General features: G+C 39.1%; 16 protein-coding genes, 1 pseudogene and 1 riboswitch. Of the genes and pseudogenes, 13 read left to right on the forward strand and 4 right to left on the reverse strand.

Annotated elements, in window-relative coordinates:
* The 4 genes and pseudogenes from M1F37_RS06300 to M1F37_RS06315 all read right to left on the reverse strand — a co-directional run.
* Nucleotides 1-310: pseudogene (locus tag M1F37_RS06300) on the reverse strand (transposase family protein); the annotation flags it as partial.
* Nucleotides 311-527: 217 nt separating this feature from the next.
* Nucleotides 528-1,454: a cysteine synthase A gene (cysK, locus tag M1F37_RS06305; protein WP_247935161.1), complete on the reverse strand. Its 927-nt coding sequence runs from the start codon at nucleotides 1,452-1,454 to the stop codon at nucleotides 528-530.
* 96 nt (nucleotides 1,455-1,550) lie between these two features.
* Nucleotides 1,551-1,994 carry a PH domain-containing protein gene (locus M1F37_RS06310; RefSeq protein WP_125827384.1) on the reverse strand — a complete coding sequence of 148 codons (444 nt, stop codon included), beginning with the start codon at nucleotides 1,992-1,994 and terminating at the stop codon, nucleotides 1,551-1,553.
* A gap of 14 nt (nucleotides 1,995-2,008) precedes the next feature.
* On the reverse strand, nucleotides 2,009-2,644 hold the full coding sequence (locus M1F37_RS06315; RefSeq protein WP_247935162.1) for a YigZ family protein: 636 nt from the start codon (nucleotides 2,642-2,644) through the stop codon (nucleotides 2,009-2,011).
* A 56-nt stretch (nucleotides 2,645-2,700) separates the two neighbouring features.
* Between M1F37_RS06315 and M1F37_RS06320 the strand changes: the two genes are divergently transcribed.
* From M1F37_RS06320 to M1F37_RS06380, 13 genes are all read left to right on the forward strand, one after another.
* Nucleotides 2,701-3,999 carry a DEAD/DEAH box helicase gene (locus M1F37_RS06320; RefSeq protein WP_247935163.1) on the forward strand — a complete coding sequence of 433 codons (1,299 nt, stop codon included), beginning with the start codon at nucleotides 2,701-2,703 and terminating at the stop codon, nucleotides 3,997-3,999.
* On the forward strand, nucleotides 3,996-4,658 hold the full coding sequence (locus M1F37_RS06325) for a ComF family protein (protein WP_247935164.1): 663 nt from the start codon (nucleotides 3,996-3,998) through the stop codon (nucleotides 4,656-4,658). The genes M1F37_RS06320 and M1F37_RS06325 overlap by 4 nt, the downstream gene beginning before the upstream one ends.
* Nucleotides 4,659-4,737: 79 nt before the next feature.
* Complete coding sequence (hpf, locus tag M1F37_RS06330; RefSeq protein WP_247935165.1) at nucleotides 4,738-5,286, forward strand: ribosome hibernation-promoting factor, HPF/YfiA family; 549 nt, start codon at nucleotides 4,738-4,740, stop codon at nucleotides 5,284-5,286.
* A gap of 135 nt (nucleotides 5,287-5,421) precedes the next feature.
* Entirely contained in the window at nucleotides 5,422-7,395 is a 1,974-nt protein-coding gene (locus tag M1F37_RS06335; RefSeq protein ID WP_247935166.1) for a DHH family phosphoesterase, read from the forward strand.
* Nucleotides 7,392-7,844 (forward strand): 50S ribosomal protein L9, encoded by a 453-nt coding sequence (gene rplI, locus M1F37_RS06340; RefSeq protein WP_000864214.1) that lies wholly within the window; start codon nucleotides 7,392-7,394, stop codon nucleotides 7,842-7,844. The genes M1F37_RS06335 and rplI overlap by 4 nt, the downstream gene beginning before the upstream one ends.
* Before the next feature lie 43 nt (nucleotides 7,845-7,887).
* A complete protein-coding gene (dnaB, locus tag M1F37_RS06345) occupies nucleotides 7,888-9,240 on the forward strand; it encodes a replicative DNA helicase (protein ID WP_000852490.1) in 1,353 nt (450 codons plus the stop codon).
* Between the two features lies 1 nt (nucleotide 9,241).
* Nucleotides 9,242-9,508: a Veg family protein gene (locus M1F37_RS06350; protein ID WP_001278169.1), complete on the forward strand. Its 267-nt coding sequence runs from the start codon at nucleotides 9,242-9,244 to the stop codon at nucleotides 9,506-9,508.
* Nucleotides 9,509-9,596: 88 nt separating this feature from the next.
* Complete coding sequence (gene cbpD / locus M1F37_RS06355; protein WP_247935167.1) at nucleotides 9,597-10,715, forward strand: SH3 domain-containing protein; 1,119 nt, start codon at nucleotides 9,597-9,599, stop codon at nucleotides 10,713-10,715.
* A gap of 81 nt (nucleotides 10,716-10,796) precedes the next feature.
* Nucleotides 10,797-10,899: riboswitch (TPP riboswitch) on the forward strand.
* Nucleotides 10,900-10,975: 76 nt separating this feature from the next.
* A complete protein-coding gene (locus tag M1F37_RS06360) occupies nucleotides 10,976-11,266 on the forward strand; it encodes a thiamine-binding protein (protein WP_247935168.1) in 291 nt (96 codons plus the stop codon).
* Entirely contained in the window at nucleotides 11,229-11,987 is a 759-nt protein-coding gene (locus M1F37_RS06365) for an ABC transporter permease (protein WP_247935169.1), read from the forward strand. Before M1F37_RS06360 ends, M1F37_RS06365 begins: the two co-directional genes overlap by 38 nt.
* A gap of 37 nt (nucleotides 11,988-12,024) precedes the next feature.
* A complete protein-coding gene (locus M1F37_RS06370; protein WP_247935170.1) occupies nucleotides 12,025-13,032 on the forward strand; it encodes an ABC transporter substrate-binding protein in 1,008 nt (335 codons plus the stop codon).
* Nucleotides 13,032-13,760, forward strand: coding sequence for an ABC transporter ATP-binding protein (locus M1F37_RS06375; RefSeq protein ID WP_247935171.1), 729 nt, complete (start codon nucleotides 13,032-13,034; stop codon nucleotides 13,758-13,760). Before M1F37_RS06370 ends, M1F37_RS06375 begins: the two co-directional genes overlap by 1 nt.
* 118 nt (nucleotides 13,761-13,878) lie before the next feature.
* Entirely contained in the window at nucleotides 13,879-14,337 is a 459-nt protein-coding gene (locus M1F37_RS06380; RefSeq protein WP_247935172.1) for a CtsR family transcriptional regulator, read from the forward strand.
* The last annotated feature ends 1 nt before the right edge of the window (nucleotide 14,338 follow it).

Raw genomic sequence — 14,338 nt, forward strand, 5'->3', positions numbered from 1 at the left:
CGAGGGATTTGGTGATTTTTCTTGACGAGGGAAGTCTCAGCGACTGCCATTTTTGAGCACTGATAGCACTTAAAACGGCGTTTTTTCAGAAGGATTTTAGTATGCTTGCAAGTCGTTTAGAGGTAAGGAATCTTCGACGGTTTTTGAAAGTCATATTTCTTCATTAGACTTCCACAATCAGGACAAGATGGGGCATTATAATTTAGTTTAGCGATGATTTCTTTGTGTGTATCTTATTGATGATGTCTAAAATCTGAATATTAGGGTCTTTGATATCGAGCAGTTTTGTGATAAAATGTAATTGTTCCACATGAATCTTTCTAATGATGGTTTGGTTGCTTTTCATTATAGATCTTATGGGACTTTTTTCTACAACAAAATAGGCTCCATAATATCCATAGGGGATTTACCCACTACAAATATTATAGAGCCCCTTTTTTCTATGCAGTAGACTCCTATAGGGAGAGGTTTCTACTTTTCAAGGTAAACAAAAAGCCCTATTATAAGGGCTAAGCGCATTTAGGAGACTACACTTCAAATTCATAGAGTGCTGTAGACAAATAACGTTCGCCGTTATCTGGTGCAAGAGCAAGGACTTTCTTACCTGTACCTAATTTCTTAGCAACTTCAATGGCTCCATAGATAGCTGCAGCTGAAGAAATACCAACAAGGAATCCTTCTTTTCCACCAATCTCACGGCCAAGTGCGAGAGCATCGTCTGACGTTACACGAACGATAGCATCATAGGCATTTGTATCAAGTGTATCAGGAATAAATCCAGCTGAGATACCTTGAATTTTGTGAGGACCAGGTTTTTCACCAGATAGAATAGCAGATTCATCTGCTTCTACTGCATAAACTTGAATACCTGAATTTGCTGTTTTGAGTGCATGAGAAACACCAGAAATTGTTCCACCGGTACCAACTCCAGCAACAAAGGCATCTAATCCATCTTTACCGAAAGCAGCTAATATCTCAGCTCCTGTTGTTCTTTCGTGTACTTCTGGATTAGCTGGATTGTCAAATTGAAGAGGAAGGAAACCATCACGTTCAGCAGCGATTTCTTGAGCTTTAGCAATAGCACCTTTCATTCCCTCACTACCAGGAGTTAAGACGAGTTCAGCACCATAAGCTTGAATAATCTTACGTCGTTCTACACTCATAGTTTCAGGCATAACGATGACAACTTTATATCCTTTAGCAGCACCTACCCATGAAAGTCCAATACCAGTATTTCCACTTGTTGCTTCAACAATAGTAGAACCTGGTTTCAGAATACCGTCTTGCTCAGCTTTTTCAATCATGCTAAGGGCAATACGGTCTTTTACAGATGAACCAGGATTAAATGCTTCAAGCTTTACATAGACGTCCGCAGCACCTTCTGGCACGATGTTGTTGAGTTTAACAATCGGTGTTTGTCCGATTAATTCAGTAATGTTGTTATAAATAGACATATGAATACCTCTTTGTATAAGATATTTCTAGTATAACGCTATCTATAAAATTTGTAAAATATAGAAATACTATCGGAGCGATAGGATTTTTTTATATCATAGGTCTAAGCCATTAATTTTTAAGCGATTGTGATAAGCTAACTCTAGTAAATAGGTATAGAGTGGAACGATATCCGTTTTCTTAGGGAATTCAAATTTATGAGCACTAAAATGCTCATTATGTGCTTTTAGAAAGACATTTTCTAAATAAGTAATAGTAATTTCACTATCATCTATGCCTGCTCCTGCAGTTTCCATTTCAACGTTAACAATATTCATCAAAAAAATTGATTTAACGGACATCTTACGACCAGTAGCACCTTGTTTATCTGTAAAGATAATGCGGATATTTGTAAATATAATTGAGTCACGAATCAGTTTATATCCACTTTGGATTTCTTCATTTTCTAGTAGATATTGTCCATATTCTTTGATAAGAGTTTCTTTGTTTTGCTCGCTAAAGTTACCAGCGAGTCCTTGAATGAATTTACCAAATGCCATATTTTCTCCTTTTTTTACACTAAGTTTACAGGAACTTCAACTTCACGTAAACCTTGATCAGTTAAAGTGACTTTCCCATTAAAAAACTCTACAAGTGCAGCTTTAATATTTTCTTTTTCTTCTTTATCAACATAAATCATCGTATCGACTTGATCTGTAAAGTTTGTCTCAAGCTCCATGAGATTATATTCTTTAAGGAAGTTACTGTATTCTTGGTACTGAGCGTAAGACATTTGAATAGCAATGCCAGCCTGTTCCTTTATTTCAATGATGCCAATTTCCTTGACAGCTAAGGCCACACTGCCTGCGTAAGCACGAATTAGCCCTCCAGCGCCTAGTTTAATACCACCAAAGTAGCGTGTTACTACCACACAGATATTAGTAAGATTGTGATTTTCTAGTACCCCAAGCATGGGAACTCCAGCAGTACCACTGGGCTCACCATCATCACTTGTACGTTTAATTTCACTACGTTCCCCAATAATAAAGGCAGAGCAGTTATGCGTAGCTTTGTAGTGTTCTTTTTTGATGACAGTAATGAAGTCACGAGCCTCTTCTTCGCTATAAACACGCTTGGCATGACAGATAAAGCGTGATTTTTTAATTTCTTCTTGGACTTGACCGTCCTCTTTAATTGTTCTAAATTCCATGATTTAATTGTACTAAAAAATCATCTAAAGCGCTAGGTTTTTACGAATAAAGAAGTATGAAAGTAAATCCAAATTATCTCGGTCGATTGTTTACTGAGAATGAATTAACAGAAGAGGAACGTCAGTTAGCGAAGAAGCTTCCAGCAATGAGAAAGGAGAAGGGGAAACTTTTTTGTCAACGTTGTAATAGTGTTATTCTGGAGGAATGGTATTTGCCCATCGGTGCTTACTATTGTCGGGAGTGCTTAATTATGAAGCGAGTCAGGAGTGATCAAGCTTTGTACTATTTCCCGCAGGAGGATTTTCCGAAGCAGGATGTTCTTAAATGGCGTGGTCAATTAACTCCTTTTCAAGAGAAGGTGTCAGAGGGACTGATTCAAGCAGTAGACAAGCAAGAGCCAACTTTAGTTCATGCGGTGACAGGAGCTGGAAAGACAGAAATGATTTATCAAGTAGTGGCTAAAGTGATCAATGCGGGTGGTGCAGTATGTTTGGCCAGTCCTCGCATAGATGTTTGTTTGGAGCTATACAAGCGTCTGCAAAAGGATTTTTCTTGCGAGATAGCACTCCTACATGGAGAATCAGAGCCGTATTTTCGAACACCATTAGTTGTTGCGACGACCCATCAGTTATTGAAATTTTATCAAGCTTTTGATTTGCTGATAGTGGATGAAGTAGATGCTTTTCCTTATGTTGATAATCCCACGCTTTACTACGCTGTCAAGAATAGTGTAAAGGAGAATGGGCTGAGAATCTTTTTAACAGCGACTTCTACCTATGAGTTAGATAGGAAGGTTCGTTTAGGAGAATTAAAACGATTGAGTTTGCCAAGACGATTTCATGGAAATCCTCTGATTATTCCTAAACCTGTTTGGTTGTCGGATTTTAATCGCTATTTAGATAAGAAGTGTTTGTCGCCAAAGTTAAAATCTTATATTGAGAAGCAGAGAAAGACAGGTTATCCGTTACTCATTTTTGCTTCAGAAATTAAGAAAGGGGAGCAGTTAAAAGAAATCTTACAGGAGAAATTTCCAAATGAGAAAATTGGCTCTGTATCTTCTATCACAGAAAATCGATTAGAGCAGGTACAAGCTTTTCGAGATAGAGAACTGACAATACTTATCAGTACGACGATATTGGAGCGTGGAGTTACCTTTCCTTGTGTGGACGTTTTCGTAGTAGAGGCCAATCATCGCCTGTTTACCAAATCTAGCTTGATTCAGATTGGTGGACGAGTTGGACGAAGCATGGATAGACCGACAGGAGATTTGCTTTTCTTCCATGATGGGTTAAATGCTTCAATCAAGAAGGCAATTAAGGAAATTCAGCAGATGAATAAGGAGGCAGGTTTATGAAGTGTTTGTTATGTGGGCAGACTATAAAGATTGTTTTAACTTTTAGTAGTCTCTTACTGCTGAGGATTGATGACTCATATCTTTGTTCAGACTGTGATTTTACTTTTGAAAGAATTAGAGAAGAGCACTGTCCAAACTGTATGAAAATAGGTTTGTCAACAAAGTGTCAAGATTGTCAATTTTGGTGTAAAGAAGGAGTTGAGGTTAGTCATAGAGCGATTTTTACTTACAATCAAGCTATGAAGGATTTTTTCAGTCGGTATAAGTTTGATGGGGACTTCCTTTTAAGAAAAGTGTTCGCTTCAGTTTTAAGTGAGGAGTTGAAAAAGTACAAAGAGTATCAATTTGTAGTCATTCCCCTAAGTTCTGAAAGATTACTTGACAGAGGATTTAATCAGGTTGAAGGCTTGGTACAGGCGACAGGCTTTGCGTGTTTGGATTTATTAGATAAGAGAGAAGAGCGAGCCAGTTCTTCTAAAAATCGCTCAGAGCGCTTAGGGACAGAACTTCCTTTCTTTATTAAAAGTGGAGTCACTATTCCTAAAAAAATTCTACTTATAGATGACATTTATACTACTGGAACAACTATAAATCGTGTGAAGAAACTGTTGGAAGAGGCTGGTGCTGAGGATGTAAAAACATTTTCCCTTGTAAGATGAGGAAAAAATTTGCAAAAATAAAATGAAAGCGTTATAATGAAATTAGAAAAACAAAAATGTTTAGAAAGAAGGTACTCATATGATTAAATATAGTATCCGTGGTGAAAACCTAGAAGTAACAGAAGCAATTCGTGATTATGTAGTTTCTAAACTCGAAAAGATCGAAAAGTATTTTCAAGCTGAGCAAGAGTTGGATGCTCGAGTTAACTTGAAGGTGTATCGTGAAAAAACTGCTAAAGTAGAAGTAACGATTCCGCTTGGCTCTATTACTCTTCGTGCAGAAGATGTGTCTCAAGATATGTATGGTTCAATTGATCTTGTAACTGATAAAATTGAACGTCAGATTCGTAAAAATAAAACAAAAATCGAGCGTAAAAATAAAAATAAGGTAGCAACTAGTCAATTATTTACAGATGCTTTGGTGGAAGATCCAAATGTTGTCCAGTCGAGAGTTGTTCGTTCAAAACAAATTGATTTAAAACCAATGGATTTGGAAGAAGCTATTCTACAGATGGATTTATTGGGACATGATTTCTTTATCTATGTGGATGCTGAAGATCAAACAACTAATGTGATTTATCGTCGTGAAGATGGCGAAATTGGTTTGTTAGAAGTTAAAGAATCTTAATTAGAATACGTGTAAAGGTAGGTTTACTGAGTTGTAAACCTCCTTTTTCTTATAATTGATAGAATTACTGATTACACTTTTAAAAAGTCGCTTTTTGGTGGTTATTATGGTATAATGGGTGCCAAGAGGTTTGGAATGAAAAAATTTTATGTAAGTCCTATTTTCCCCTTAATATTAGGAATAGTGGCGTTCGGAGTGCTATCTGTGCAACTTGTTTTTGTAACGAATACACTAGTAACGCTATTTCTTTTGCTACTTATTTTGGGTTCATATAGTTTATTATTCATTCATCAGAGAGATTACTACTCAAGGAGTGAAGTAGAACAAATCCAGTATGTAAACCACCAAGCTGAAGATAGTTTGACAACCTTGTTGGAACAGATGCCTGTTGGGGTTATTAAGTTAGACTTGTCGTCAGGTGAAGTTGAATGGTTTAATCCTTATGCTGAATTGATTTTGACTAATGAAGTGGGCGAAATTGATGTGGCATTAATTCAAACAATTATCAAGGCTTCTGTGGGGAATCCAGGTTCTTATGCCATCTTGGGTGAGACCCGCTATTCGGTTCATATGGACAAGGTGTCTGGAGTTCTTTACTTCTTTGATGTGTCTGGAGAATACGAAGCGACTGTTGAGTTAGTCACGAGTCGTCCGGTTATTGGGATAGTTTCGGTTGATAACTACGATGATTTAGAAGATGAAACATCGGAGTCTGATATCAGTCATATCAATAGTTTTGTGGCCAATTTTGTTTCAGAATTTGCTGGGAAGCATGCCATGTTCTCCCGTCGAGTGAGTATGGACCGTTTTTATCTATTTACGGACTATACGGTACTTGAGGAATTGATGAATGATAAATTTTCTGTTATTGATGCTTTCAGAGAAGAGGCGAAACAGAGACAGTTGCCCTTGACCTTAAGTATGGGATTTTCTTATGGTGATGGAAATCATGATGAGATAGGGAAAGTTGCTTTGCTCAACTTGAACTTGGCTGAGGTGCGTGGTGGCGACCAGGTGGTTGTCAAGGAAAACGACGAAACGAAAAATCCTGTTTATTTTGGTGGTGGGTCTGCTGCCTCAACCAAGCGTACCCGTACCCGTACGCGCGCTATGATGACGGCTATTTCAGATAAGATTCGGAGTGTGGATCAGGTTTTTGTAGTTGGTCACAAAAATCTAGATATGGATGCTTTGGGTTCTGCTGTAGGTATGCAGTTATTTTCCAGCAATGTGACTGAAAATAGCTATGCTATTCATGATGAAGATCAAATGTCACCAGATATTGAACGAGCTGTTTCATTCTTAGAAAAAGAGGGAGTTACGAAGTTGTTATCTGTTAAGGATGCAATGGGAATGGTGACCAATCGTTCTTTGTTGATTCTTGTAGACCATTCAAAGACAGCTCTAACTCTATCAAAAGATTTTTATGATTTGTTTACTCAAACCATTGTCATTGACCACCACAGACGGGATCAGGATTTTCCAGACAATGCAGTTATTACTTATATCGAAAGTGGTGCAAGTAGTGCCAGCGAGTTGGTAACGGAATTGATCCAGTTCCAAAATTCTAAGAAAAATCGTTTGAGTCGTATGCAAGCCAGTGTCTTGATGGCTGGTATGATGTTGGATACTAAAAATTTCACCTCACGAGTGACTAGTCGGACATTTGATGTTGCTAGCTATCTCAGAACGCGCGGAAGTGATAGTATTGCTATCCAGGAAATTGCTGCGACAGATTTTGAAGAATATCGTGAGGTCAATGAACTTATTTTACAGGGGCATAAATTAGGTTCTGATGTATTAATAGCAGAGGCTAAGGACTCGAAATGCTATGATACAGTTGTTATTAGTAAGGCAGCAGATGCCATGTTAGCTATGTCAGGTATTGAAGCGAGTTTTGTTCTTGCCAAGAATACACAAGGCTTTATCTCTATCTCAGCTCGAAGTCGTAGTAAACTGAATGTACAACGAATTATGGAAGAGCTGGGAGGTGGAGGCCACTTTAATTTGGCAGCAGCTCAAATTAGGGATTTAACCTTGTCAGAAGCAGGTGAAAAACTGACAGAAATTGTATTAAATGAAATAAAGGAAAAGGAGAAAGAAGAATGAAAGTAATCTTTTTAGCAGATGTTAAAGGAAAAGGTAAAAAAGGCGAAATTAAGGAAGTACCGACAGGCTATGCGCAAAACTTTCTTATCAAAAAGAATCTAGCCAAAGAAGCGACTGCTCAAGCTGTAGGTGAACTTCGTGGTAAACAAAAATCTGAAGAGAAAGCTCACGCTGAGATGATTGCAGAAGCAAAAGCAATTAAAGCCCAACTTGAAGCAGAAGAAACTGTTGTAGAATTTGTTGAAAAGGTTGGTCCAGATGGCCGTACTTTTGGTTCTATTACCAATAAGAAGATTGCAGAGGAATTGCAAAAGCAATTTGGAATTAAGATTGATAAACGTCATATTCAAGTACAAGCTCCGATTCGAGCAGTTGGTTTGATTGATGTACCAGTGAAAATCTATCAAGATATCACAAGTGTAATCAATCTTCGTGTGAAAGAAGGATAAGTTTACACCTTCTTGACAAGATTGTAAAAGGAAGGGAAGTCTGATGGCAGAAGTAGAAGAGTTACGGGTACAACCTCAAGATATCTTAGCTGAGCAATCCGTTTTAGGGGCTATCTTTATTGACGAGAGTAAGCTTGTTTTTGTGCGAGAATATATTGAGTCTCGAGACTTTTTTAAGTATGCCCATCGTTTGATTTTCCAAGCTATGGTCGATTTATCCGATCGTGGCGATGCTATAGATGCAACAACGGTTCGTACCATTCTTGATAATCAAGGTGACTTGCAGAATATTGGTGGTCTGTCTTACTTGGTTGAGATTGTCAATTCTGTGCCAACTTCTGCTAATGCGGAGTATTATGCTAAAATTGTTGCAGAAAAGGCTATGCTACGGCGATTAATCGCCAAGTTGACAGAGTCTGTCAATCAAGCTTACGAGGCTTCGCAGCCAGCTGATGAAATCATTGCTCAGGCAGAAAAAGGGTTGATTGATGTCAGCGAAAATGCCAATCGAAGTGGATTTAAGAACATTCGAGATGTGTTGAATGTCAACTTTGGAAATCTGGAAGCTCGCTCTCAACAAACGACCGATATTACAGGTATTGCGACAGGCTATCGTGATTTAGATCATATGACGACTGGCTTGCATGAGGAGGAGTTGATTATCTTAGCAGCTCGTCCGGCGGTTGGTAAGACAGCCTTTGCCTTGAATATTGCTCAGAATATTGGGACTAAGTTGGATAAAACGGTTGCTATCTTTTCGCTCGAAATGGGTGCGGAAAGTCTAGTGGATCGTATGCTTGCGGCAGAAGGTTTGGTGGAATCCCATTCTATCCGTACAGGTCAATTGACCGATGAGGAATGGCAAAAATATACCATTGCTCAAGGGAACCTAGCCAACGCGAGTATCTATATCGATGATACTCCAGGAATTCGGATCACGGAAATTCGTTCGCGTTCACGCAAACTGGCCCAAGAAACTGGAAATCTTGGTTTGATTTTGATTGACTATTTGCAGCTTATCACGGGAACTGGTCGAGAAAATCGACAACAAGAGGTTTCTGAAATTTCTCGTCAGTTAAAAATCCTAGCCAAAGAACTGAAAGTTCCAGTAATCGCTCTAAGTCAGCTTTCTCGTGGTGTAGAACAACGTCAGGATAAGAGACCAGTCTTGTCTGATATTCGTGAATCTGGGTCTATTGAGCAGGACGCTGATATCGTAGCCTTTCTTTATCGCGACGACTACTATGAGCGTGGTGGTGAAGAAGAGGAAGGTATACCAAATAATAAGGTAGAGGTTATTATCGAGAAAAACCGTAGTGGAGCTCGTGGAACGGTGGAATTGATTTTCCAAAAAGAATACAATAAATTTTCAAGTATCTCAAAGAGGGAGGCATAAGATGTCAGATGCATTTACAGATGTAGCCAAGATGAAAAAAATCAAAGAAGAAATCAAGGCACATGAGGGACAAGTCGTAGAAATGACTTTGGAGAATGGTCGTAAGCGCCAAAAAAATAGATTGGGTAAGTTAATTGAGGTTTATCCATCCCTGTTTATCGTTGAATTTGGGAACGTTGAAGGAGATAAACAAGCTAATGTTTATGTTGAATCCTTTACTTACTCAGATATCCTTACAGAAAAGAATTTGATTCATTATCTGGACTAAAGTGAGAAATTTTCTCACTTTTTCTTTTTTCTCCGAATAGTTTAAGTGAAGGTAATCTTCAACTTATATTATTTTTCAAGGAGGAAGAATGAAAATTTCACCATTTAAAGTAACAGAGACAGGGTTTTCTTTTAGAAAATCAGTTAAAAAGGTTGTTCCTTTTTTAGTAGTAGGATTGATGCTAGCAGCAGGTGATAGTGTCTATGCCTATTCTGGAGGAAATGGATCGATTGCGCGTGGAGATGATTATCCTGCTTATTATAAAAATGGAAGCCAGGAGATTGACAAGTGGCGCATGTATTCTCGTCAGTGTACTTCTTTTGCAGCCTTTCGTTTGAGTAATGTCAATGGTTTTGAGATTCCGGCGGCTTATGGAAATGCGAATGAATGGGGCTATCGTGCTCGTCGTGAAGGGTACCGTGTAGATAATACACCAACGATTGGCTCCATTGCTTGGTCTACTGCAGGAACTTATGGTCATGTTGCATGGGTGTCAAATGTAGTGGGAGATGAGATTGAGATTGAAGAATACAACTATGGAATCAGGGAATCATACAATAAGCGCGTCGTGAAGGCCAATACCATGACTGGATTTATTCATTTTAAAGATTTAGTTGGAGGTAGTGCAGGGAATAGTCAATCCTCAACTTCAACAGGAGGAACACATTTTTTCAAGGCTAGGTCAGCTATCAAAAATCAGCCTCTAGCTAGCGCAACTGCGATTGATTACTATTATCCTGGGGAGAATGTTCATTATGATCAGATTCTCGAAAAAGACGGATACAAGTGGTTGAGTTATACGGCTTATAACGGAAGTCGTCGTTATATCCAGCTAGAGGAAGTGACTTCTTCACAGAATTATCAGAATCAACCAGGAAATAGCTCTAATTATAGCTCAAATAATGGATTGACTGTTGGTTGGAAGAAAATAAATGGTAGTTGGTATCATTTCAAATCAAATGGGTCTAAATCAACAGGTTGGTTGAAGGATGGTTCTAGTTGGTATTATTTGAAATCATCAGGTGAAATGCAGACAGGATGGTTAAAGGAAAATGGGGTTTGGTATTATCTGGATAGTTCGGGGGCAATGAAAACGGGATGGTATCAAGTCTCTGGTAAGTGGTATTATTCTTACTCTTCGGGCGCCTTAGCTGTTAATACGACGGTGGATGGCTACAGAGTAAATAGTGATGGAGAACGAGTATAGAAAATTGGAGTAGGAAAATTTCCTGCTCTTTTCTGTAAGCAGTTTCCTTGACATTTTTTTTGTTTTGCGCTATCATATTTCCATATAATATATGGGAGTCTGTGTACAGTCTGAGAGGAAGCGTTAAGCTTCGACCGCACCTGATCTGGGTAATGCCAGCGTAGGGAACGATACTTAGCCGAATTCTGCACCTTTTTCATATATGAAAGAGGTTTTTCTTTTTTTTACAAAGAAAAACTGTAACTTAGAAGGAGGTTTTAATGAAAGCAAGCATTGCTTTACAAGTCCTGCCCCTGTCACAAGGGATTGACCGCGTAGCTCTTATCGATAAGGTTATTGCCTATCTGCAAACCCAAGGAGTGACCATGGTGGTGACACCCTTTGAAACAGTTTTAGAGGGAGAATTTGATGAGCTTATGCGAATTCTCAAAGAAGCGTTAGAAGTGGCGGGGCAAGAAGCAGACAATGTTTTTGCCAATGTGAAAATAAATGTAGGAGAGATTTTAAGCATCGATGAGAAACTTGAAAAGTATAATGAGACGACATATTAGTCTGCTAGGATTTTTGTTTGTCTTATCCGTTTGGCAGGTGGCGGGATTCTTAAAACTCTTACCAAAGTTCATCCTACCGACTCCACTTGAGATCCTCCAGTCTTTTGTTCGTGACAGAGAATTTCTCTGGTACCATAGTTGGGCAACCTTGAGAGTAGCCTTATTAGGTTTGGTGTTGGGTGTCTTGATAGCCTGTATCATGGCCGTCCTTATGGATAGTCTGAGTTGGCTCAATGACTTGATTTACCCCATGATGGTAGTTGTCCAGACCATACCGACAATTGCCATAGCCCCTATCCTGATTTTATGGTTGGGTTATGGAATCTTGCCCAAGATTGTCTTGATCATCTTGACGACAACCTTCCCTATTATCGTAAGTATTTTAGATGGTTTTAGGCATTGTGACAAGGATATGCTGACCTTGTTTAGTTTGATGCGGGCCAATCCTTGGCAAATCCTGTGGCATTTTAAAATCCCTGTCAGTCTGCCCTACTTTTATGCAGGTCTGAGGGTCAGTGTCTCCTATGCCTTTATCACAACAGTGGTATCTGAGTGGTTGGGAGGCTTTGAAGGACTTGGTGTCTACATGATTCAGTCCAAAAAACTGTTTCAGTATGATACCATGTTCGCGATTATTATTCTGGTATCGCTGATCAGCCTTCTGGGTATGAAGCTGGTTGATATTAGTGAAAAATATGTGATTAAATGGAAACGTACTTAAAATAGAGCGTTTTAGAAAAAGAAAAGAGGAAATCAAAATGAAGAAAACATGGAAAGTGTTTTTAACGATTGTAACAGCCCTTGTAGCTGTTGTACTTGTAGCCTGTGGCCAAGGAACTGCTTCTAAGGATAACAAAGAAGCAGAACTCAAGAAGATTGACTTTATCCTAGATTGGACACCAAATACTAACCACACAGGGCTTTATGTTGCCAAAGAAAAAGGCTATTTTAAAGAAGCTGGAGTGGATGTTGACTTGAAATTGCCACCTGAAGAAAGCTCTTCTGACTTGGTGATCAATGGTAAGGCACCATTTGCAGTGTATTTCCAAGACTACATGGCTAAGAAATTGGAAAAAGGGGCAGGCATTACAGCCGTTGCAGCTATCGTAGAACACAATACATCAGGAATCATCTCTCGTAAATCTGATAATGTAACCAGTCCAAAAGACTTGGTTGGTAAGAAATACGGAACCTGGAATGACCCAACTGAACTTGCGATGCTGAAAACTTTGGTAGAGTCTCAAGGTGGTGACTTTGAAAAGGTTGAAAAAGTACCAAACAACGACTCAAACTCTATCACACCAATTGCCAATGGTGTCTTTGACACTGCTTGGATCTACTACGGTTGGGATGGGATCCTTGCTAAATCTCAAGGCGTAGATGCTAACTTCATGTACTTGAAAGACTACGTTAAAGAGTTTGACTACTACTCACCAGTCATCATTGCCAACAACGACTACTTGAAAGACAACAAAGAAGAAGCTCGTAAAGTCATCCAAGCTATCAAAAAAGGTTACCAATACGCTATGGAACACCCAGAAGAAGCTGCAGATATCCTCATCAAGAATGCCCCTGAACTTAAGGAAAAACGTGATTTCGTCATCGAATCTCAAAAATACTTGTCAAAAGAATATGCAAGTGACAAGGAAAAATGGGGACAATTTGATGCTGATCGCTGGAATGCCTTCTACAAATGGGATAAAGAAAATGGTATCCTCAAGGAAGACTTGACTGATAAAGGATTCACTAACGAATTTGTAAAATAATGACAGAAATTAGACTAGAACATGTAAGCTATGCCTACGATAATGAAAAGATTTTAGAGGATATTAATCTGCAAGTGACTTCAGGTGAAGTGGTCTCTATCCTAGGCCCCAGTGGTGTAGGCAAGACCACTCTCTTTAACCTGATTGCAGGGATTTTAGAAGTCCAGTCTGGCCGAATCATTCTTGACGGGGAGGAAAATCCCAAGGGGCGCGTGAGCTATATGCTCCAAAAGGATTTGCTCCTAGAACATAAGACAGTTCTTGGTAATATCATCCTGCCCCTTTTGATTCAAAAAGTGGATAAGGCAGAAGCCATTGCCAAAGCAGATGAAATCCTCGCTACCTTTCAGTTGACGGCTGTAAGGGATAAGTATCCTCATGAACTCAGTGGTGGGATGCGCCAGCGTGTTGCTTTACTCCGTACCTACCTTTTCGGGCACAAGCTCTTTCTCTTAGATGAGGCCTTTAGCGCTTTGGATGAGATGACTAAGATGGAACTCCATGCTTGGTATCTGGAGATTCACAAGCAGTTGCAACTAACGACTTTGATCATCACGCATAGTATCGAGGAGGCCCTCAATCTCAGCGATCGCATCTATATCTTGAAAAATCGTCCTGGGCAGATTGTTTCAGAAATTAAACTAGATTGGTCTGAAAATGAGGACAAGGAAGTTCAAAAGATTGCCTACAAACGTCAAATCTTGGCTGAATTAGGCTTAGATAAGTAGAAAAATAGGGACTTGGTGAAGATTATCCTTTACCAGCGCCCTTTTTCTTTTAAAAATGAGAAAATTTCGGTATAATAGTCAAAGATAGTCAAGGTTTAAAGAGAGAGGTGGGTTTGTTATGAGATTTAAAAATACATCGGATCATATTGAGGCCTACATCAAGGCAATTTTAGATCAATCTGGAATTGTGGAGTTGCAACGGAGTCAGTTGGCAGATACCTTTCAGGTTGTTCCTAGTCAGATTAACTATGTGATTAAGACACGCTTTACGGAAAGTAGAGGCTACTTGGTTGAAAGTAAGCGTGGAGGAGGAGGCTATATTCGTATAGGACGGATTGAGTTTTCTAGTCATCATGAAATGCTTCGAGAACTGCTTTATTCGATTGGCGAGCGAGTTAGTCAAGAAATTTATGAAGATATTCTGCAGCTTTTGGTTGAGCAGGAATTGATGACCAAGCAGGAGATGAATTTGTTGATGGCAGTAGCTTTGGATCGCGTTCTAGGAGAAGAAGCTCCAGTTGTTCGTGCTAATATGCTACGACAGGTCATACAAGAGGTAGATAGAAAAGAGAAGTAAG

It is taken from the genome of Streptococcus mitis (assembly GCF_023109105.1).
Lineage (GTDB): Bacteria > Bacillota > Bacilli > Lactobacillales > Streptococcaceae > Streptococcus > Streptococcus mitis_BW.